Source organism: Staphylococcus sp. GDY8P67P, from assembly GCF_017892545.1.
Taxonomy (GTDB): domain Bacteria; phylum Bacillota; class Bacilli; order Staphylococcales; family Staphylococcaceae; genus Staphylococcus; species Staphylococcus ureilyticus.
Genome location: NZ_JAESLH010000012.1, coordinates 209955 through 230951, shown reverse-complemented (window position 1 = coordinate 230951; position 20997 = coordinate 209955). Strand labels below are relative to the sequence as shown.

The following is a 20997-nucleotide window of genomic DNA, read 5'->3' as shown; positions in this document are numbered from 1 at the left end:
ATATGGAGGGCATCAATTATGACGCACGATCAACATCTCAATATAGGTGTATTAATTTACGGTTGTGGCCATCACCAAGCTGCATGGCGTATGCAAGATTCTAGTATTGAACGAATCGGTGATATCAATTATTATCAATCGTTAGCTCGACTATCAGAACGAGGCTTGCTAGATGCTATATTTTTTGCTGATAATCAATCTTTCCCTGCAAAAACGGATAATGACATGCCTGCTTTTTGGTTTGACCCTTTAATGAATTTAGCAGCAATTGCGCAAGTAACTCATCATATAGGTCTTGTTGCGACTATCTCAAGTACATTTTCGAATCCTTTTACTGCTGCAAGACAATTATTGAGTCTTGATCATATGAGCCAAGGACGTGCAGGTTGGAATTTAGTAACATCTATGACGGATTTAGAAGCTGCAAATCATAGCATGTCTAGTTTACCCGCACATCACGAACGCTACAAAAAAGCAGATGAATTTGCATGTGTTATGAATCAACTATTAACATCTTGGAGCTTAGAAGATTTTGTACATGACAAGACACAAGATATTCTAATCAATGCAAATCATATCCATGCCATTAGTCATACTGGAGAACACTTTAAAGTACAAGGACCTTTAACAACACCAAGTAGCCTACAAGGAAAACCTGTTGCTATGCAAGCTGGTGCATCCGACCCTGGTATTGCACTAGCTACGAAATACGCAGATGCCGTTTATGCAGTAGCTTGGAATATACAACAAGCTACTACATTTAGAAAAAGATTAAATCATCAACTGGAATTAGCAGGTAAATCAAAGAACAGTTTAAAAGTCTTTCCAGGACTAGTCACATATGTCGCACCAACATACGAAGAAGCTTATGCTAAAAAGCAAAAACTAGACACACATTTAGCAACTGAAACAGCATTAAATCAATTAGAATTTTTCATTCATCAAGATTGTCATAATTGGGATTTGGATGAACCGGTCCCACCTTTACCACCATTGGAATCTTTTAATGGCCCTAAAGGTCGTTACCAAACTGTATTGGAAATTATAAAAGATAAAAACCCAACTTTACGACAATTGTTAGGCTATCTCAGTGCAGGTGGTGGACACTTGACACTCATCGGAACGCCTGAACAGATTGTTGACGAAATGGAACGTTGGTTCAATGCAGGGGTAGCTGATGGATTTAATTTAATGCCACCAACTTTACCAAATAGCTTAGAAGATTTTGTAGATTACATCATTCCTGAATTACAAAAAAGAAATCTTTTTAGAATACAATATGAGGGTAAGACATTTAGGGAAAATATGAATTTACCTAAATCAAATTAAATAACTTCCCACCTACACATAAAATTTCATCACTTAATATTTTCCATGATTTTGTAACGCGCTGACGCCTAGGGTTATGATATGAGCGAGAGACTACTGGCTCGAGCCATATCCCCAGGCAAGCATGCACGAGCAAAATCACTTATGATTCATATAAAAAGGACCAATCCATTTTCATACGGATTGGTCCTTTACTTTGTAATATGCCTTATGTTCTACTCACTGCTTTTACAACTATTTTATAGACAAAATTGTTAAAATGGTAAATTCATACCATTTAACATATTCTCCATTTGCTTACGTTTACCTTTTTTACCTTTGCCGCCACCAGAAAATTGCTTCATCATTTTCTTCATTTCATTAAATTGTTTCATCAATCTGTTAACTTCTTGAACAGTACGTCCTGAACCCTTAGCTATTCGTTTTTTACGTGATACATTTAATGTTTCTGGATTATTTCGTTCATTAGGTGTCATAGATTGAATAATAGCTTTAATATGGTCAATTTGTTTATCATCCATATTAAGATTATTCATCCCTTTCATTTTGTTCATGCCAGGAATCATTTTCATAATGTCATCTAATGGGCCAAGGTTTTTAACTTGATCTAATTGTTCTAAGAAATCTTCCAAAGTAAATGAGGACGTACGCATTTTCTTTTCTAAATCTTTCGCTTTATCTTCATCTACATCTTGTTGTGCTTTTTCTATTAAACTTAATACATCACCCATACCTAATATTCGAGAAGCCATACGTTCTGGATGAAATGGTTCTAAACCATCTAATTTTTCACTCATACCAACAAATTTAATTGGCTTTTGTGTCACTGATCTAATTGATAAAGCAGCACCACCACGTGTATCACCATCTAGTTTAGTCAAGGTTACACCTGAAACTTCTAGCTGTTCATCAAACGATTGCGCTACATTTACTGCGTCTTGACCAGTCATCGCATCAACAACAAGCATAATCTCATCTGGTTTAGTAATTTCTTTTACATCACTTAATTCTTCCATTAATGCTTCATCAACATGCAAACGACCTGCCGTATCAATAATAACAAAATCTAAATGTTCTTCCTTTGCGTGTTTAATGGCATTTTCTACAATTTGTTGAGGTTTTACTTGATCCCCTTCACTGTAAACAGGAATATCAATTTGCTTACCAACAGTTTGTAATTGGTCAATCGCAGCTGGTCTATAAATATCGGCTGCTACTAATAATGGTTTTTTGTTGTATTTTTTACGCATGAGTAATGCTAATTTACCTGCAGTTGTAGTTTTACCTGCACCTTGTAAACCAACCATCATCACAACTGTTGGCGGTTTATTGGCCATCTTGATGGTTGCATTTTCGCCACCCATCAGTTGTGTAAGTTCTTCTTGTACTATCTTAATGACTTGTTGTCCAGGTGTTAATGACTTCATTACATCTGAACCTAAAGCTCGTTCTGATACGGTTTTGACAAAATCCTTTACGACTTTAAAGTTAACGTCTGCTTCAAGTAATGCTAGTCGAACTTCTCGCATCATTAATTTAATATCTGCTTCTGTAACTTTTCCTTTGCCACGGATCTTTTGCATCGTCCCTTGAAGACGATCGGATAATCCTTCAAATGCCATATCATTACCCTCCTTTATACTCTCAATTATTCCAAATCTTCAAGCGTTTGAAGATACTGTTCAATTATTTCTGGCTCATCAATATGCTTTTTGATCGCTTCATATATGTTTTGTCGTTTTTCAAAATTTTGATAAAGGCCTAGTTTCATTTCATAATCTTCTACTAAATCACCAGTTCTTCTTATGTTATCATACACTGCTTGGCGGCTCACATCAAACGTATCTGCAATCTCACTTAAAGAATAATCTTGTAGATAAAATAGTTCTAGATAGTTACGTTGTTTTTCCGTTAATAATGATTGATAAAAATCAAATAAATAATTCATACGTATGGTCTTAATTAAATCATTTTGTGTCATCTGTATGACCTTCATTCTGTACATCCGTGCTATCTGTATGATCATCCGCTGCATTTGAATCATCAACATTTTGTTCAATCATATCAGCAAACAGTCCATATACATAGCTTTCTGGATTAAATGGTTGTAAATCATCTAATTTTTCACCTAAACCAACATATTTAACTGGTATTTTTAATTCATTACGTATCGCTAAAACGATACCGCCTTTTGCAGTACCATCCAGTTTAGTTAATACAATACCAGTCACACTCGTAACCTCTTTGAATGATTTAGCTTGGGACAAGGCATTTTGTCCAGTAGTAGCATCTAAACAAAGTAGGACTTCATGAGGCGCTTCAGGTACTGCTCTACCTATCACACGTTTTACTTTTTCTAGTTCATTCATCAAATTAGATTTGTTTTGTAAACGCCCAGCAGTATCACATATTAAAATATCTACACCCTTACTTTTAGCTGCATTAATGGCATCATACATAACCGCTGCAGGATCCGAACCTTCTTTTTGACTCATTACTTCTACGCCAACACGCTCTCCCCAAATTTTGAGTTGTTCAATAGCACCAGCTCTAAAAGTATCACCAGCTGCTAGCATCACTTTCTTACCTTCAGCTTGGTAGCGATGTGCTAATTTACCAATTGTTGTCGTTTTGCCCACACCATTGACGCCTACCATTAAGATGACATTTAATCCTTCATTTTCAATGTTCATAATTTCTGAGTGTTCATCGTCTTGATGATAGATTTCTACAATTTTTTCTACGATAACTTCTCGTAAATCTTCAGTTTCTGAAATATTACGACGTTGTGCTTCGGTACGTAATTCTTCCACGAGTTCCATCACTGTGTTAAAACCAACATCTGCAGTTATTAACATTTCTTCCAGTGCTTCAAAGAAATCTTCATCAACTTTACGATAACGTGCAATTAAATTGTTTAACTGCTCTTGGAAATTTTCACGTGATTTTTCTAATCCAGCTCTAAATTTTGCACCAAGTTGTTGCGCTTCAATTTCTTCAAAGTCCTCAATTGAAATTAATCCATCGTCATCAAAATCAGCTTCTTTTAATTTTTTTGGCTGCTTTGTTTTTTCCTTAGGTGCTTCGGATGATTGAGGTTGATCTACATCTAATTCAGATTGTTGTTCTTGTTCTAATTCGTCTGGTTTTTGATTTTCTGCAGACGTTGTGAATTTATCTTTTAGTCGTTTGAAAAAGCTCATACTTGTTCCTCCTTAATGACTTCATCAATCGTATTTAAATTGACACTTACTAATTTTGATACACCTGACTCTTGCATCGTTACACCGTATAAGCGATCAGAAAATTCCATTGTACCCTTACGATGTGTAATGACAATAAATTGAGTTTGGTTTGATAATGCTTTTAAATATTGTGCATAACGTATAACATTGGCTTCGTCTAAAGCTGCTTCTACTTCATCTAAAATGACAAATGGTGCCGATCTCACTTTTAAAATAGCGAACAACAAAGCAATTGCACTCAAAGCACGTTCCCCACCACTTAATAGTGATAAGTTTTGCAGTTTCTTACCTGGTGGTTGAACAATAATATCTACCCCTGCTGATAAATAATCATCATCTGTCAAGCGCAACTCTGCTTGTCCTCCACCGAATAATGATTTAAATACTTCAGAAAAATGACCTTGTACAGCGTGAAAAGTTTCTTTAAATCGTTCTTTCACTTCATTATCCATTTCTTCTATTAATTGTTCTAACGTCGCTTTGGCTGCTCTTAAATCAGCACGTTGTTCATTCAAGAATGTATAGCGTTCGTTGATTTCTTCAAATTGTTCAATTGCATTTAAATTTACGGGGCCTAATTCTTCTATAGACATTTTGGTTAATTTTACTTTTTTTCGTAAACTGTCAATATCCTCTTCTAGTGTATATAATTCACTTGCCCGTTCATAAGTAAGATGATACTGTTCGCTCAAATGGTCTATCGCATGATTGATTAGCACATCTAAACGAGATTGTTCTGCTTTAATATCTTGGTAACGATTTTCAATCGATAAAATATCTTGATTTGCTACTTCCAACTTACGCTCTGTTGTCTCAATTGTATCATTCAAAGTTTGGCGTTGTGATTTAATAGTAGCCAAGTCTTCTGTTAATTGCGCTTTATTACTTTTACTTTGTTCAATATTATTTTGAATCGTTTCGAAAGCTTTTTCACCAGTTATCTCATCCGAATTAAATAATTCAATTTGCTCACTCAATTTTTGTTTTTGCTCTTTTAATTGTTTAAGTTGATTAGTTAACCTTGTTTCCGTTTGCTTTTGAGTACTTAATCTTTCTTTAACTACTGCTAAATCAGATTGTTTTTGATGTAATTTTTGTTGTATTAACGTTGTACTCTCTTTACCTTCTTTTGATAATTTTGTATAGATATTAATATCTTCTTCTAATTTTTGCAATTGCGTTTGGATTGTTGCCAATTGCGCTTTTTTTTCATTTAAGGTTTGCTTACTTGTTTCACTTTGGTAACCATCATTTTTCTCAAATTCAAATTCTTCATGCTCATTTTTTAAATGTGTTTCTTGTTTACGTAATCTATCTAATTCTAAGTCAAATTTATGTACGTTTTGTTTTATCGTATTATAACTTTGACTCGTATCGAAATAAGTATTACTTAACGCATCGGCTTCTTCTTTAATTGCTTGAAATTGTTTTTCAAATGAAGCAGTTTGTTGCTGATAATCTTCTAATTGCGCACGCATTGTTGAGAGCTCATCTTTTTGAGATAAAATGCTCTTACTTTTGCGATCACCACCACCAGTCATGGAACCTCCTGGATTTACAATATCTCCCTCTAACGTTACGATACGTGTTCGATACCGAATTTTTCTAGCTAATTCGTTAGCATTTTTCAAGTTGTCTACAATTATTGTATTGCCTAATAAATTTTGAATCACATGTTTATAATCATTTTCAACTTGTATCGCACTTGAAGCAACGTTCACAAAACCAATTGAACTATTAGCTATCTTCAAAATATCGCTGGCAATATTACGAGGTTGAATGACGTTTAATGGTAAAAATGTAGCTCTTCCTAGACCATTTTGTTTTAAATATTGTATTGCTTGACGACCATCTTTTTCAGAATCCACGATGATATGTTGTAGCGAAGCACCTAATGCAGTTTCAATCGCTTTCGTTAAATTCGAAGGTACTTGGATAACTTCTGCTACTGCACCACGGATGCCAGAAAGTTTATTATCTTTCATTTTCAATATGTGTTTTACACCATTGAAAAAATAACTATATTCTTCTTGTTGTGTTGCTAAACTATCAATACGTGATTTTAATTTTTCATTAAATCTGTATGCTTGATGTAATTTCTCTTCGTATTCATTTTGTTGATTTTTAAGTTGCGTTAGTTTTTTTTCATAAGATGCCAAATCACTTTCTGCTTTTTTCAACTCTTTTTTCGCGATTGAACTTTGTTTCTCTGTTTCAGTGATTTGAGTTTGAATATTTTTTAATTCCTTATATGCATCAAGCAAGCGTGAATCTAAACGTGATTGCTTCGTTTCATTTTCTTGAATTGTATGCTCTAAAAAGCGTATATCATTATTGACATCTGATTGTTCTGACATGAGTTGATAGTATTCATCTTTTATTGATTCTAACTTTTCATCATGTTGTTCATCGGACACATAAAGTTGTGATTCATATTGTTGTATCTCTTCATTTAGATCATTTTGTTTCGTTTTTAACTGTTTGATTTGTTCTTTTACTTCTGATTGCTCTTGCTTTAAATTTGTCACTTGTGTCTCTAAGCTTTCTTGTTCTTCTTCAAATCGTGCATTGGTTTGCGATTGATTCTTCTTACGTTCTTCTAACACATTCAATTGTCCAGCAAATTTTTCAACTTCTTCAGTCGCTTTAACAAGTTTAAAATTTAAAGATTCTATCTTTTCATCTAATTGTTGCCGTTCAGATTTATATTGATTTAATGATTGTGTATGCTGCGCCTTTTCCGCATTTTTTGAAGCTTGTTGACTTTTTAAGCGATTGAGATTTTCGTCTAGTTCATAAATATTTTGATTATATTGTCCAATATCATAAACAGTGACCAACACATCACTTTTTTCCATTTCACTAGACAGATGTTTATATTCTTTTGCTATTGCAGCTTCTTCACGTAATGGTTCGACTCGACCTTCTAAATCAAATAAGATATCTTCTACACGCGTCAGGTTATCTTCTGTTTGATCTAATTTTTGCACAGAAGTTGCCTTTCTTTTTTTATATTTTAGTACACCTGCAGATTCTTCCAATATTTGCCTTCTATCAATTGGCTTTGCATTAAGAATTTCATCTACGCGACCTTGAGATATTATACTGAATGCTTCTTTTCCTAATCCTGAATCTAAAAATAGTTCTATAATATCTTTAAGTCGTGATCGGTCATTATTTAAATAATATTCACTTTCCCCGCTTCTATATAAACGACGTGTGACTACGAGTTCTTCTGTATCAACATTTAATTTACCTGAACTATTATCTAATTTTAATTTTACTTCAGCAAAATTTTGAGCTTTTCTATGTTCTGCACCAGAAAAAATAATATCTTCCATCTTTGCGCCACGTAATGATTTAGCAGATTGTTCACCCAAAACCCACTTAATTGCATCTGTAATATTACTCTTACCACTACCATTAGGTCCTACTATTGCCGTGACACCTTCATCAAACTGTACATTTGTATGTTCAGCAAATGATTTAAATCCAAAGGCATCAATAGATTTCAAATATACCATGCTATTCTCCTTTAAAGTGTTTCTCAGATGCGAGATAAAAACAACGTAATGCAAATACGTTCATGCTCTCGCTTCTATATGATTAGTGCATCAATAAATTTGTCACAGCGACTTGCAATGATTACATGCTTTATTAACTCATCTATTAGAAATGCTTTCACATCATTCATTAACGCATCTTAAATTATTTACATTTTCGTCCAACATGCGCTAAATCGTCTGTAAGCTACACCACAATATACGATGGAACTGACATTAAACCTCTTTATTTTTCAAGAGTTTATAAGCACTTTCTGCTGCTTGTTGCTCTGATTCTTTTTTCGTTTTGCCTTTGCCTATCGCAACCGGCTTGTTTTCTAAAATCACTTCCGACGTAAATAAACGATGATGTGCAGGACCTTCTTCATTGATTAAACGATAAGTAACGTCACCTTTGTTTTGCTGATGCACATATTCTTGAAACTGTGTTTTAAAGTCGACGACACCATCCAGTTTATCGTCTTCCACAAATGGAAAAATCACATTTTCAGCAAATTTCCAAACAGCGGTTAGGCCTTGGTCCAAATACAGTGCACCTACAAAAGCTTCAAATGCATCTGATACAAGTGAGGGTCTTGTTCTACCACCTGTTTTTTCTTCTCCTTTACCTAACAAGATAAGTTCGTGTAATGCAATTTTATTCGCGAATATTACAAGTGAAGGCTCACAAACAATTGTCGCACGCATTTTCGTTAAATTACCTTCTGGCAACTCTGGATATTTGTCAAACAAATAGCGTGAAACCGTCAATTCTAATACCGCATCTCCTAAAAATTCTAAACGTTCATTATGATCTAATCTATCCATATTGAAATCATTGATAAAGCTCGAATGTGAAAATGCTTGTTGATATAAATTCACTTTATTAAAATTCAAATTTAATTCTTGCATTTTTTTTGAAAACTTTTCTTGGAATGCATTAACCATTTCCTTTTTTTTATGATTCGTCAATACTTTTCCACCTCAATTTAAAGTAATTTTGTATATACTTATGCCTTTATATTTTACGTGAATTTATTATAAAACTAAAGGGAAAACTGCTAATCATACATTCATTTTATCATTTATAGTACATTAATCCTCTTTAACGATTACTATTGATATGATTACTAAAGTTAACTGCTTTTTAATAGAAAAAATCTGAGCCGTAAAATCCACGACTCAGATATTTGTTTATTATTTTTCCATACTATTGATAAAGTTAACTGCATCACCAACAGTGTTGATTTTTTCAGCTTCTTCATCTGGAATTTCAGTACCAAATTCGTCTTCTAATTCCATAACTAATTCAGCAATATCAAGTGAGTCAGCGCCTAAATCATCTTTGAAAGATGCATCTTGAGTTACTTTTTCAGCGTCAACACCTAAACGGTCAACGATGATATCTTTTACTTTGTCGAAGTTTTCCACGTCGATTCACCTCCTTTTAAAAGCCTATGATAGACTTTTATATTTTCCCATTTTATCGATTGAAATACAAGTAGTATTTCAATGAATTACATACTTAGAGCATGACATACATCCATAAGTCATATCAAGTCATGTTCAAAATGGTATGTCCGTACAGTTACACTATTCCATAAACATACCACCATTGACATGTATTGTTTGACCAGTAATATATTTTGCTTTGTCTGAAGCTAAAAATGCTACTGTATTTGCAATGTCAGTGTCTTCTCCAAATCTTGCTAATGGAATTTGTTGCAACATTTGATCTTTTAAATCATCTGATAATGCATCTGTCATGTCAGATACAATAAATCCTGGTGCAACGGCATTAACTGTGATATTTCTTGAAGCTAATTCTTTCGCAGCAGATTTAGTCAATCCAATAACGCCTGCTTTTGTTGCAACATAATTAGCTTGGCCTGGATTTCCTACTGCACCAACTACACTAGATAAATTGATGATTGACCCACTTTTTTGTCTTAACATTTGTGGTGTAACCTTTTGAATACAGTTAAACACACCTTTTAAATTAGTGTCGATAACGTCATCCCATTCACTTTCTTTCATACGCATCAACAAATTATCTCTAGTAATACCTGCATTATTGACTAATACATCGACTGTACCAAATTGGTTTACTACTTCTTTAATCATTGCTTTTACTTCATCGCCATTGGCAACATTAGCTTGAATTGCTAAGCTTTCTACACCTTTAGCTTTCACTTCTTCTACTACAGCCTCTGCTTTTTCTCTATTACCTGCATAGTTTACTGCTACGTTATAACCTTCTTCAGCTAACTGAATTGCTATACTACGACCAATACCTCTAGATGCTCCAGTTACTAATGCATTTTTAGTCATTTTCATTCCACCCTTTTACGTCTTCTAATGTTTGAATTGAAGTAAGCTTAACATCTCTATTTATTTTTTTTATTAATCCTGAAAGTACTTTACCTGGCCCAATTTCAATAAAATGGTCGACACCTTGATCAAGTAGCCATGTCACAGAATCTATAAATTGAACCGGAGAATATAATTGTTTAATCATATTCTCTTTAATTTCTTTAGCATCTGTTTCACCTTTAGCATTTACATTTTGTACCACTGGATAATTGGCGTCGTTCCATTCAAATTGTTCGATATAATTTGCAAAGTCCGATTCAATAACTTGCATCATGGATGAATGGAAAGGACCAGAAACGGCTAAAGGCATGACGCGTTTAGCACCCAAAGATTTTCCTTCAGCAACAAGTTGATCTATTAATGTTTTATGCCCTGAAACCACAATTTGTCCAGGTGCATTGATATTAGCAGGTTCTATGACTTCGTCTTCTGTTGAAAGTTGTTTGCAAATGTCATCAACTTCACTGTAATTTAAACCTAGGACAGCTGCCATGCTACCAACACCATCAGGAAAAGCTGCTGCCATCAATTGTCCACGTTTACGAACTATTTTTACCGCGTCCTCAAACTTTAATACGCCACTCGCTACTAGACTCGCGTACTCACCTAAGCTATGACCCATTGTATAATCTGCATCAATTTGTTTTAATGCCATTAATAAAGCGGTACTATGTGTAAGTAATGCTGGTTGTGTATTTTCAGTTTGGCCTAATTTACCTTCGGCATCTTCAAACATTGTTTCTAAGATATCAAAATCCAATTGTGCTTGTGCTTCATTTAAAATTGATGTTGCGGCATCAATTTCATTAAACAAATCACTAGCCATGCCTACTTTTTGTGACCCTTGTCCAGGAAAAATAATCGCTGTTTTACCCATTTTTTGACCCCACCGTTTCTCTCATTGTATCTACTATATTTAATTCTCCAGCAACCTTAGCTTGACGAATTGCTGAATAAAATGCCTTGGCATTAGAACTACCATGTGCTTTTACAACGATACCATTCAATCCTAGTAAAACTGAACCACCATATTCTGCATAGTCCATTTTTGTAGTTAACTCATTTAAATCTTTGCGTAAGACTAACGCTGCTAATTTATTTTTTAAACTACTTAAAAGTGTAGATTTCAACATTTTTCCTATAGATTTTGCTACACCTTCTAGATTTTTTAGGATCATGTTACCAGTATAGCCATCTGTGACAACGACATCTGCAGCATCATCCATTAATACTTTCGCTTCTACATTACCAGCAAAATGAAATTCTTGTTGTTCATCCATTAAATTAAACGCTTTTTTAGTTAATGTATTTCCCTTAGCTGCTTCAGTTCCTATATTAAGCAATGCTACAGAAGGTTGTTCAATATTACGTATTTTTTGTGCGTAAATATTGCCTAATTGTGCATATTGCAATAAGTGTTCTGCTTTAGCATCCGCATTTGCACCGACATCCATAAATACAAAACCTTTACCTGATACAGTAGGTAAAGTAAGCACTAATGCTGGTCTTTCTACACCTTTAATTCTACCAACAATAAATAGTCCTGCAGACATTAATGCACCTGTATTACCGGCTGATACACATCCATCCGCTTCACCAGATTTTACTGCTTCAGCCATGCGCACCATCGAACTATTTTTTTTTCGTTTAATTGCTCTTACAGGGTCATCTTCCATCGTTATCGCTTCTGTACAGTGACGTACTTCCACTCTTTCGTGATTAATATTACATTTATTTTGGTCTCCAAATAATATAATTTCTAAATCTTTAAAATCATTGACCGCTTTTTCAACAGCTTCTAAAACGATGCCAGGTGCGTCATCGCCACCCATCATGTCGATAGCTATTTTAACCATTTTGTTCATCCTCACTTGTATAATACATTTTGAATGTACCTCTAAATACTAAAGTATCTTTGACATACGAATTTACTTTTATCTTAAAATATTTATTCGTTATTTCGACAGCTTGTGCTTCAGCACGTACTGTATCGTTTAATTTAACTTGTTTTAAAAATGAAACATTACTTTCTTTAGTTAAAACGACTGGTTTATGTATAAGTGCCACACATAATGAATTGGCCTGTGCAAACAACACATGACCTCTGGCAATCTTATTTCTTGTAAATACTGAATCTTCATCAATATTAATCAGAGATGTTGCTTGATGATCTGGTTCAACGTTAATCACATCACCTATGATTTCACTTCCATCAATAGATCGAATACTTTCGTGATTTTTTCTCGCAACGGATTTTATTCTTTTTCTCAATTCAGGAATATTTAAGTGTGTACGATCCAACCTTATTGTTTGGATACTGACTGAAAAAAGACTGCTTAAATCAAGATCAGTAATAAAGGGATTTTTTTCTATTTCTTTTTTTATCGCTTCACGACGTTCTTGTTTTTTTAACTTCATAGTTTACTACTCCCTAATTTTAGTACCAAGTCTTAAACATTCCTAACATATCATAACACTTTCTATTTCAATTGCTCAACTAAAAACATAAGACTTTCTCCATTATATTGAGTTAAAGCTGAACACTTTTATAACCAAAGCAAAAAAAGTTTTTAAAGTTAATATATAACTTTTAATAATAATATGTTAAATTATATAAAAATAAAATTTATCGTTTTTAAAACACTTAACTATTAAAAATTTTTCAGAAATACATAGATTATTCATTCCAATTCAAAGGGGTTGTAAACATTGAAAAAAGTAGTGACCAATGCATTGCTATCTGCAACATTTTTTGCAGCTTTTTCCACTCAGAGTAACGCAAAAGAAATCAATAGTATCGTTCCTGAAAACTTAGAAACTTCAACTGAAACAAAAATTTCCAATAAAATAGATGTAGAACATTTCCTACAAAACAACGCTACATCTGTGCTCAATACAAATAAAACTAAAACAGAATCTATTAATAAAAATGCATTTAAACAATACAAAGTAATCAATAGCAGTGTTGATTCAACTGGTGTTAAACATTATGAATTAAAACCAAAAATCAATCATATTTTAGCTAATGATAGCACAATTAAAGTCCATGTGAACTCTGATGGAAACGTATCACTTATCAATGGTCATATACACAGACAACATATCGACGTTAATAATACGGTGAAACTATCTTCTTCCCAAGCAGAAAAATTAGCCTTTAAAGCAATTGGTAAAAAAAGCAATGACGTTACAAACATTGATGGCTTTAAAGTAGTGTCTAAAAACAAACTAGATGTTAATAGTAAAAAAGAAAGATATATATATAATATAGAATTAAATTACATATCTCCTAAGCCTGCACATTGGCAAATACAAGTTGATGCTAGCACTGGGGAGATATTAAAAAAACAAAATGTGATTGAACACGCTTTAGAAAAAGGTTCTGGTATCGGAGTGAATGGTGATAAAAAATCACCACTTAATGTATCTAGCAACAATGGACAATATACTTTAAATGATACAACGACAGATGCACATATTAATACTGAAAGTGCCAATGGAACCACTGATCAATTTTCTCCTATCATAAATGATTCAAAATATTTTGATGAAAAACAACAACGTCCTGGCGTCGATGCACACTATTACGCAAAAGCAGTTTATGATTATTATTTAAATACACACGATAGAAATAGTTACGACGATAATGCTGCTGATATTAATTCAGTTGTCCATTTTGATAAGAACTATAATAATGCAGCATGGACCGGACAATATATGGTTTACGGTGACGGTGATGGTCAAACATTTAATCCCTTATCAGGCGCTAAAGATATTGTTGCTCATGAATTAACACATGCGGTAACTGAAAGAACTGCTAATTTAGAATATGTAAATCAATCGGGTGCACTCAACGAATCTTTCTCAGATGTATTTGGGTATTTTATTGACCCTGATAACTGGCTGATGGGTGAAGATGTATATACTCCCAATCAAGATGGTGACGCTTTAAGAAGCTTAAAAGATCCAGAAAAATACGATCAACCAGCACATATGGATCAATTTTATACTGGCGCTGAAGATAATGGTGGTGTCCATATTAATAGTGGTATTCCAAACAAAGCTGCATATCTCACGATACAATCAATTGGTAAAGAAAAAGCCGAGCAAATATACTATCTCGCATTAACTCAATATTTGACGTCCAATGCTGAATTTTCTGATGCCAAAATTGCCTTAAAACAAGCAGCAGATGAATTATATGGCCATAATAGTAACGAATCACAATCTGTAGCACAAGCATGGACTAAAGTAGGTGTAGGCTCGTAAATATAAAAAAACAGCAGTTTAGCAAATGACACGCTAAATTGCTGTTTTTGTTAATCAAAACTAGTATATAGTAAATTATCTTCTACAAATGTTCTTAATCTTTGATACTCATCTTCAAAAAAAGCACCGGATTGAATTAATTCTGCTGCCTCATCTCTCGCTACTTCTAACATTTTATAATCTTCAACAACATTCGCTACTAAAAAGTCAGGTAACCCACTTTGTTTCACACCAAAGAAATCACCAGGTCCTCTCATTTCTAAATCACGTTCACTTAATTCAAAACCATCTGTTGTTTGTGTCATTACATTCATACGTTCTATCCCTGTTTCAGTTTTCGGTGAAGCAATTAATACACAATAGCTTTGGTGTTCACTTCTACCAACACGTCCTCTTAATTGATGTAAAGTCGATAATCCAAATCGATCCGCATCATATATCATCATAAATGTTGCATTAGGGACGTTAACTCCTACTTCTACCACTGTCGTTGACACTAATATATCAATTTCATGTTTACTAAATTGTTGCATCACTTGATCTTTTTCTTCTGAGGTTAATTTACCATGAAGTAGTCCAACTTTTCCTTTACCATAAAAGGCTTGTAAAGATTCGAACAATTCAACTACATTTTGTACATCTTCTAAATGCTCTGAACTTTCTATCAATGGACAAATCACATATGCTTGTCTACCTTTTTTTAATTCAGCAGACATTTGTTGTAATACACTTTCGTATGCTTCATGTTTAGACCAAGAGGTTATAATAGGCTTCCTACCCTTTGGTAACTGTTTGATTGAGGATACATCCATTTCTCCAAAAACTGAAATTGCTAATGTGCGTGGAATAGGTGTCGCTGTCATAAACAAAACGTTTGTCATCGCGCCTTTTTCTCTCAGCAATTGTCGTTGATTGACACCAAAACGATGCTGTTCATCTGTAATTACAAGGCCCACATTATTAAAGACAACATCATCTTGAATAAGCGCATGTGTACCAATAATACAATCTATCTCATTTTGCTCGAGCTGTTCCAACAAAATTTTGCGTTTTTTCCCTTTTACTGAACCTGTAAGTAAAGCAATGTTCATTCTGTCACCAAAGATTTCTGCAAGACTTTCAGCATGCTGTTCTGCAAGTATTTCAGTAGGTACCATTAAAGCAGATTGATAACCTGCTGTTTTTAATGCATACATACAAATTGCAGCTACGACTGTTTTTCCTGATCCAACATCACCTTGTAACAATCTATGCATGCGAATAGGCGCTTTTAAATCTCTAAATATCTCGTTTACACTTTGCTTTTGTGCATCAGTTAATTCAAATGGTAAACATGATATAAAATTTCTTACTAATTGAATATCATAATCAATTTCGATTGCGTCATCTGATATTTTTTCCAACCTATTTAGCCATTGCATTCTAAGTTCAAACATAAATAATTCAATAAATGCGTAAGTTCTTCTCGCTTTGAGCAATGAAGTTTTGTCCGGTGCAAGGTGTAATGTTTTGATTGTATCTTCTAGTGTTTCTAATTTATATTTTTCTCTCAATGAATCTGATATCCATTCATGAATCGTAACATGTTCTAAAACTTGCCTAATCATATCACGTAATGGTTTTTGCTTTATCCCTTCTTTAATTCGATAAATGGGTTCAAATTGTACATCTTCCATTGCTGGTTGATTAAAAAACATTCGATTTCCGTTAATTTCTTGCTTATTTCTATTCCATTTTCCTTTAATCGTAACCGTTTGGTGTAGTTCTAGTTTCTTTTTCAAGTAGGGTTGATTAAAAAATACACATTTTACTGCAATATTGTTAACCATTAAATGAACTGTCAACTTAGATTTATTCCTACCAAAAAAAGCGACAGTGGGTGTTGAGTATACTTCCCCAACAACAGTCACCATCGCTTGATCTTCTGCTTCATTCAAGTCAACTACAGTATTGTCTTCATAACGCGTTGGTAAATATAAGATTAAATCTTCTACTGTATAAATGTTCAATTCATTTAATACCGCTAACCGCTTAGGACCTAAACCCTTGATTTGTGATAATGGAAATGGGCTTTCTATTAAATTGACTTTTGACATTTTAATCACCAAATATTTCTTGTTTTAAACGCTGTCCTGTCGGTGTGCCTGCTAAACCTCCACGACCAGTTTCACGCAACGCTGAAGGCATCGTTTGCCCTATTTTATACATTGCTTCTATTACTTCGTCTGTCGGGATTCTGGAAGTTACACCTGCTAATGCCATATCGGCTGAGACGATTGCATTAGATGCCCCAGCTGCATTTCTTTTTACACAAGGTACTTCTACTAATCCAGCTACAGGGTCACATACTAAACCTAGCATATTTTTCAAACAAATTGCAAAAGCTTCCGAAGATTGTTGTGGTGTACCACCTGCAAGCTCAACTGTCGCACCTGCAGCCATAGCTGCGGCCGATCCAACTTCTGCCTGACAACCACCTGCTGCTCCAGATATCGATGCATTATTTGCTACAACAAATCCAAATGCGCCTGAAGTTAATAAGAAATTCAACATATCTTTACGTGTAGGTTCTAATCGTGGTTTCAAACCAAACAGAACCCCAGGAACGACTCCAGCTGAACCAGCCGTTGGTGTAGCACAAATTTTACCCATTGCTGCATTTACTTCATTTGTTGCTACTGCTTTGCTCACAGCATCTAATAATGTTGCACCAGATAAAGATTTACCTGTTTTTAAATATTCTTTTATTAAAACAGCGTCTCCACCTGTTAGACCAGTCGTTGAAGTTACGCCTTCTAAGCCTTCATCTAATGCATTTTCCATAGTTTGTAAATTTTTATCCATATGTGCATATACTTCTTCTTCTGATAAACCAGTAACTTCCATTTCTTGCTCAAGCATCACTTCATATATTTTTTTATCTTCTGTCTCACATTTTTCAATAAGTTCTTTTACACTTTTAAACATTGATATCCCTCCATTAGGCGTCGCCCATGAGTGAGACTGTCACTACACCATCGACGTTTTTTATTTTTTCTATTATTTCATCATTGATAGCATCATCTAATTCACAAGTCATTAATGCTTGGTCACCTTTTTCTTTTCTTGAAACTTGCATGCTACCAACATTAATACTGGAATCACCTAATATATTAGCTACACGGCCGATCGTACCAAATGTATCTTTATGGAATACTAAAAGTGCTGGATAGTTACCACTAATTGCAATACTAAAACCATTGATTGCAACAACTTCTATCTTACCGCCACCAATTGACACACCTTCAACAGAAATTTCTTTTTCTCCGTCTCTCATATTAATAATTGCAGTGTTTGGGTGAGAGCGTTCTTCTGCCATTTCAATAAAATTCACTTTCATGCCAATTTCTTCAGCAGTCTCTAAACTTTTTTGGATTCGATCATCGTCTGTATCATATCCTAATAAGCCACCCACAAGTGCTACATCTGTACCATGGCCCTTATATGTTTCCATAAATGACCCATACAAATATATATCAACTTGTTTTGGTATTTGATTAAATAAATCTTTAGCTACTAAGCCAATTCTGACTGCACCTGCTGTATGTGAAGATGATGGACCAACCATTGTTGGACCAATTATATCGAAAACTGTTTTATATTTCATAATGGATACCCCACCCTTATTTTTAATCATTCTAAAGTGTTGCGCTTACATTTTATTTGCACCTTTATTATTATAACAATTTAAGTTAACATTATAAACTAATTTTAGTTGTACTGCTTTTAATTCAAAATTATTACAAATTGCACACTATTGTGAATTGAATACACATATAAACATAATGAAAATAATTATTCTTTACCGTGAATATTATTACGATATTTACATCTATTTAGTATATACTTCTTTAAACATTAACTTCACCCATTTTTTTGCGTCAAAATAAATATACGTAACCAGATATGACACATACCTAATTACGTATATTGATAGAAATTTTTGTCGTTATCAACAAACTAACATTATTCCACAGAAAACAGATATTGATATACAGGCTGATCACCTTGATGTTGATCTATTTCAATATCTGGATACGTTGTTTCAATCCAGGATTCAACATTAGATGTTATATCACTATTGGCATCTTCACCGATAATCATAGTGATTATTTCACTTTCGTCCGTAATCATTTGAGACAATAACTGTTTAACAGTCTCAAATTCATCTTCATTGCTTGTGACAATTTTATCCTCGACTAATCCCATAAATGCATCTTTTTTTATTTCTACACCATCGACTTTGGTATCTCTAACAGCGTAAGTAACAGAGCCAGAAGTTATCACTTCTAATGATTCAATCATGCGTGCTTTATTATCAATTAATTCGTCTGATTCATCATAATTAAATAATGCAGCTATTCCTTGTGGTATAGATTTCGAAGGAATCACAATAGCTTCAGCATCTACAATTGATGCAGCTTGTTCACTCGCCATCATAATATTTTTATTATTTGGCAAGATGATTGCACGTTTACATTGGGATTGTTCAATCACTTTCACAATATCTTCAGTAGAAGGGTTCATTGTCTGGCCACCACTTATTAAATGTGTCGCACCCATGGATTTAAACAATTCTGATATGCCTTCTCCCATAGAAATAGCGATGACAGCAGTGTCTACTGTTGAAGTTTCTTGATTAGATTGTTGTGTATTTGTACCTTTTTGTTCTTTTTTTACAACTTCACGATGTTGTTCTCGCATATTCTCAACTTTTAATTTAATTAATTCACCATATTGTTGTCCGTAATTAAAAACATCGCCAGGTTTTTCTGTATGTACATGAACTTTTACAATTTCATCATCATTAATAACTAATAATGAATCCCCAAATTGACTCATTTCTTCTCTAAAAGTATCTTCATCGAATACTTTTTTATTTACCCCAAAACGAACCATCATTTCGGTACAATATCCATAAACAATATCTTCAGTATTAATCACACCGTGGAAGTCATGTTCTTCATTCACTAAAGTTTCTGTATCTAATTTTGGAGTTTCTGCAGTTACAGTTTCACCTTTTAAAGCTTTTAGAAAACCTTCATAAACGATAACTAATCCTTTACCACCACTATCAACTACACCAACTTCTTTTAATACAGGTAATAAATTAGGCGTATTCTCTAAAGAAATTTGGGCTTGTTCTATAATATATGTCACAAGTTCAATGCAATCTTCTGTTTCTTGTGCCTTTTGTATACCTGCATCCGCAGCATCTCTAGCAACAGTTAAAATTGTGCCTTCTACGGGTTTCATAATTGCTTTATATGCAGTGTTAACACCAGCTTTAAAACTTTCTGCTAATTGCTCTGCATTAATTTCGCTAAAACTTTCTAAATTTTTGCTAAATCCTCTAAAAAGCTGTGATAAGATAACGCCAGAATTTCCACGTGCCCCCATTAATAAGCCTTTTGAAAATGTTTTACCTAACTCGCCAATATGCTGTGATAAATTCTCTTCTACTGCTTCTCTGCCTGATGTCATTGTTAAGTTCATATTTGTCCCTGTATCCCCATCTGGCACCGGGTATACATTTAATGAATCTACTAAATCTGAATGATTAGATAAATTTTGTGCCCCTTGAATAATCATTTCGGCAAATAATTTACCATTTATTTTACTAACCATCTCGTTATGTCCTCCTAGTTTTTCTTGCCATTATCCACTCGTACGCCTTGTACAAATATATTAATTGAATTTACTTTAACTTTTAATGTTTGTTCTAATGTATATTTGACAGTTGATTGAACATTGCTTGCAACTTCTGATATCTTTGTACCGTAACTTACAATGATATACATATCAACATCCAACACACTATTTTCTTCTCTCACAACAATGCCTTTTGCATAATTTTCATAACCTAAAATTTCAGCAATTCCATCTCTTACTTGTTGTCTAGAAGCCATTCCTACAATGCCATAACATTCTACCGCTTTACTACCCACAACTGAAGCTATTACTTCGTTTGAAATGTCTATGCTACCATAATCATTTGTAATTTCTAATGTCATTTTATTGGGCCTCCTAGTTTATGGTTCTCAGTTTATTTTGATACTTTAAAACTTTATATTAAGATTAAAAAATACAATATTATCCATAGTTTACAATTATATCATAAAATGAGTGTAACAAAAGTAGAAGCTATGTAAAGAAATTTTTTTCATTTTATTGCCATTATTTTTTTTATGTGGTACATT

Annotated in this window: 17 protein-coding genes; 2 read left to right on the top strand and 15 right to left on the bottom strand. The window is 33.7% G+C overall.

The window, feature by feature from the left end; translation table 11 throughout:
• Positions 1 to 18 precede the first annotated feature (18 nt).
• Positions 19 to 1329 (top strand): LLM class flavin-dependent oxidoreductase, encoded by a 1311-nt coding sequence (locus KA833_RS05675; protein WP_064209042.1) that lies wholly within the window; start codon positions 19 to 21, stop codon positions 1327 to 1329.
• A 254-nt stretch (positions 1330 to 1583) separates the two neighbouring features.
• On the opposite strand, the gene ffh is transcribed toward KA833_RS05675, so the two are convergent.
• From ffh to fapR, 10 genes are all read right to left on the bottom strand, one after another.
• Positions 1584 to 2951, bottom strand: coding sequence for a signal recognition particle protein (ffh, locus tag KA833_RS05670; protein ID WP_046208656.1), 1368 nt, complete (start codon positions 2949 to 2951; stop codon positions 1584 to 1586).
• A 26-nt stretch (positions 2952 to 2977) separates the two neighbouring features.
• Entirely contained in the window at positions 2978 to 3310 is a 333-nt protein-coding gene (locus KA833_RS05665; protein ID WP_204180068.1) for a putative DNA-binding protein, read from the bottom strand.
• Positions 3297 to 4532: a signal recognition particle-docking protein FtsY gene (gene ftsY / locus KA833_RS05660; RefSeq protein WP_210128114.1), complete on the bottom strand. Its 1236-nt coding sequence runs from the start codon at positions 4530 to 4532 to the stop codon at positions 3297 to 3299. Before ftsY ends, KA833_RS05665 begins: the two co-directional genes overlap by 14 nt.
• Positions 4529 to 8098, bottom strand: coding sequence for a chromosome segregation protein SMC (smc, locus tag KA833_RS05655; protein ID WP_210128112.1), 3570 nt, complete (start codon positions 8096 to 8098; stop codon positions 4529 to 4531). Before smc ends, ftsY begins: the two co-directional genes overlap by 4 nt.
• Before the next feature lie 255 nt (positions 8099 to 8353).
• Positions 8354 to 9064 carry a ribonuclease III gene (gene rnc / locus KA833_RS05650; RefSeq protein ID WP_371090939.1) on the bottom strand — a complete coding sequence of 237 codons (711 nt, stop codon included), beginning with the start codon at positions 9062 to 9064 and terminating at the stop codon, positions 8354 to 8356.
• Positions 9065 to 9313: 249 nt separating this feature from the next.
• Positions 9314 to 9547, bottom strand: coding sequence for an acyl carrier protein (locus KA833_RS05645; protein WP_019467939.1), 234 nt, complete (start codon positions 9545 to 9547; stop codon positions 9314 to 9316).
• Positions 9548 to 9709: 162 nt separating this feature from the next.
• Positions 9710 to 10447: a 3-oxoacyl-[acyl-carrier-protein] reductase gene (gene fabG, locus KA833_RS05640; RefSeq protein ID WP_046208661.1), complete on the bottom strand. Its 738-nt coding sequence runs from the start codon at positions 10445 to 10447 to the stop codon at positions 9710 to 9712.
• Positions 10440 to 11366 carry an ACP S-malonyltransferase gene (fabD, locus tag KA833_RS05635; RefSeq protein ID WP_210128110.1) on the bottom strand — a complete coding sequence of 309 codons (927 nt, stop codon included), beginning with the start codon at positions 11364 to 11366 and terminating at the stop codon, positions 10440 to 10442. The genes fabG and fabD overlap by 8 nt, the downstream gene beginning before the upstream one ends.
• Complete coding sequence (gene plsX / locus KA833_RS05630; protein WP_210128109.1) at positions 11359 to 12345, bottom strand: phosphate acyltransferase PlsX; 987 nt, start codon at positions 12343 to 12345, stop codon at positions 11359 to 11361. The genes fabD and plsX overlap by 8 nt, the downstream gene beginning before the upstream one ends.
• Complete coding sequence (fapR, locus tag KA833_RS05625) at positions 12338 to 12907, bottom strand: transcription factor FapR (protein ID WP_046208664.1); 570 nt, start codon at positions 12905 to 12907, stop codon at positions 12338 to 12340. Before fapR ends, plsX begins: the two co-directional genes overlap by 8 nt.
• A gap of 291 nt (positions 12908 to 13198) precedes the next feature.
• Between fapR and KA833_RS05620 the strand changes: the two genes are divergently transcribed.
• A complete protein-coding gene (locus KA833_RS05620) occupies positions 13199 to 14758 on the top strand; it encodes a M4 family metallopeptidase (RefSeq protein ID WP_210128107.1) in 1560 nt (519 codons plus the stop codon).
• A 50-nt stretch (positions 14759 to 14808) separates the two neighbouring features.
• On the opposite strand, the gene recG is transcribed toward KA833_RS05620, so the two are convergent.
• The 5 genes from recG to KA833_RS05595 all read right to left on the bottom strand — a co-directional run bounded on the left by recG (position 14809) and on the right by KA833_RS05595 (position 20811).
• Positions 14809 to 16854 carry an ATP-dependent DNA helicase RecG gene (gene recG, locus KA833_RS05615; protein ID WP_210128105.1) on the bottom strand — a complete coding sequence of 682 codons (2046 nt, stop codon included), beginning with the start codon at positions 16852 to 16854 and terminating at the stop codon, positions 14809 to 14811.
• A gap of 1 nt (position 16855) precedes the next feature.
• Entirely contained in the window at positions 16856 to 17725 is an 870-nt protein-coding gene (gene sdaAA / locus KA833_RS05610; RefSeq protein ID WP_046208667.1) for an L-serine ammonia-lyase, iron-sulfur-dependent, subunit alpha, read from the bottom strand.
• Between the two features lie 13 nt (positions 17726 to 17738).
• Positions 17739 to 18404, bottom strand: a complete 666-nt coding sequence (gene sdaAB / locus KA833_RS05605) for an L-serine ammonia-lyase, iron-sulfur-dependent subunit beta (RefSeq protein WP_046208668.1) — start codon at positions 18402 to 18404, stop codon at positions 17739 to 17741.
• A 359-nt stretch (positions 18405 to 18763) separates the two neighbouring features.
• A complete protein-coding gene (gene fakA, locus KA833_RS05600; RefSeq protein ID WP_210128103.1) occupies positions 18764 to 20425 on the bottom strand; it encodes a fatty acid kinase catalytic subunit FakA in 1662 nt (553 codons plus the stop codon).
• Positions 20426 to 20439: 14 nt separating this feature from the next.
• The gene (locus KA833_RS05595; RefSeq protein ID WP_019467949.1) at positions 20440 to 20811 is read right to left on the bottom strand and encodes an Asp23/Gls24 family envelope stress response protein; all 372 of its coding nucleotides are present in this window, start codon (positions 20809 to 20811) and stop codon (positions 20440 to 20442) included.
• Positions 20812 to 20997 lie beyond the last annotated feature (186 nt).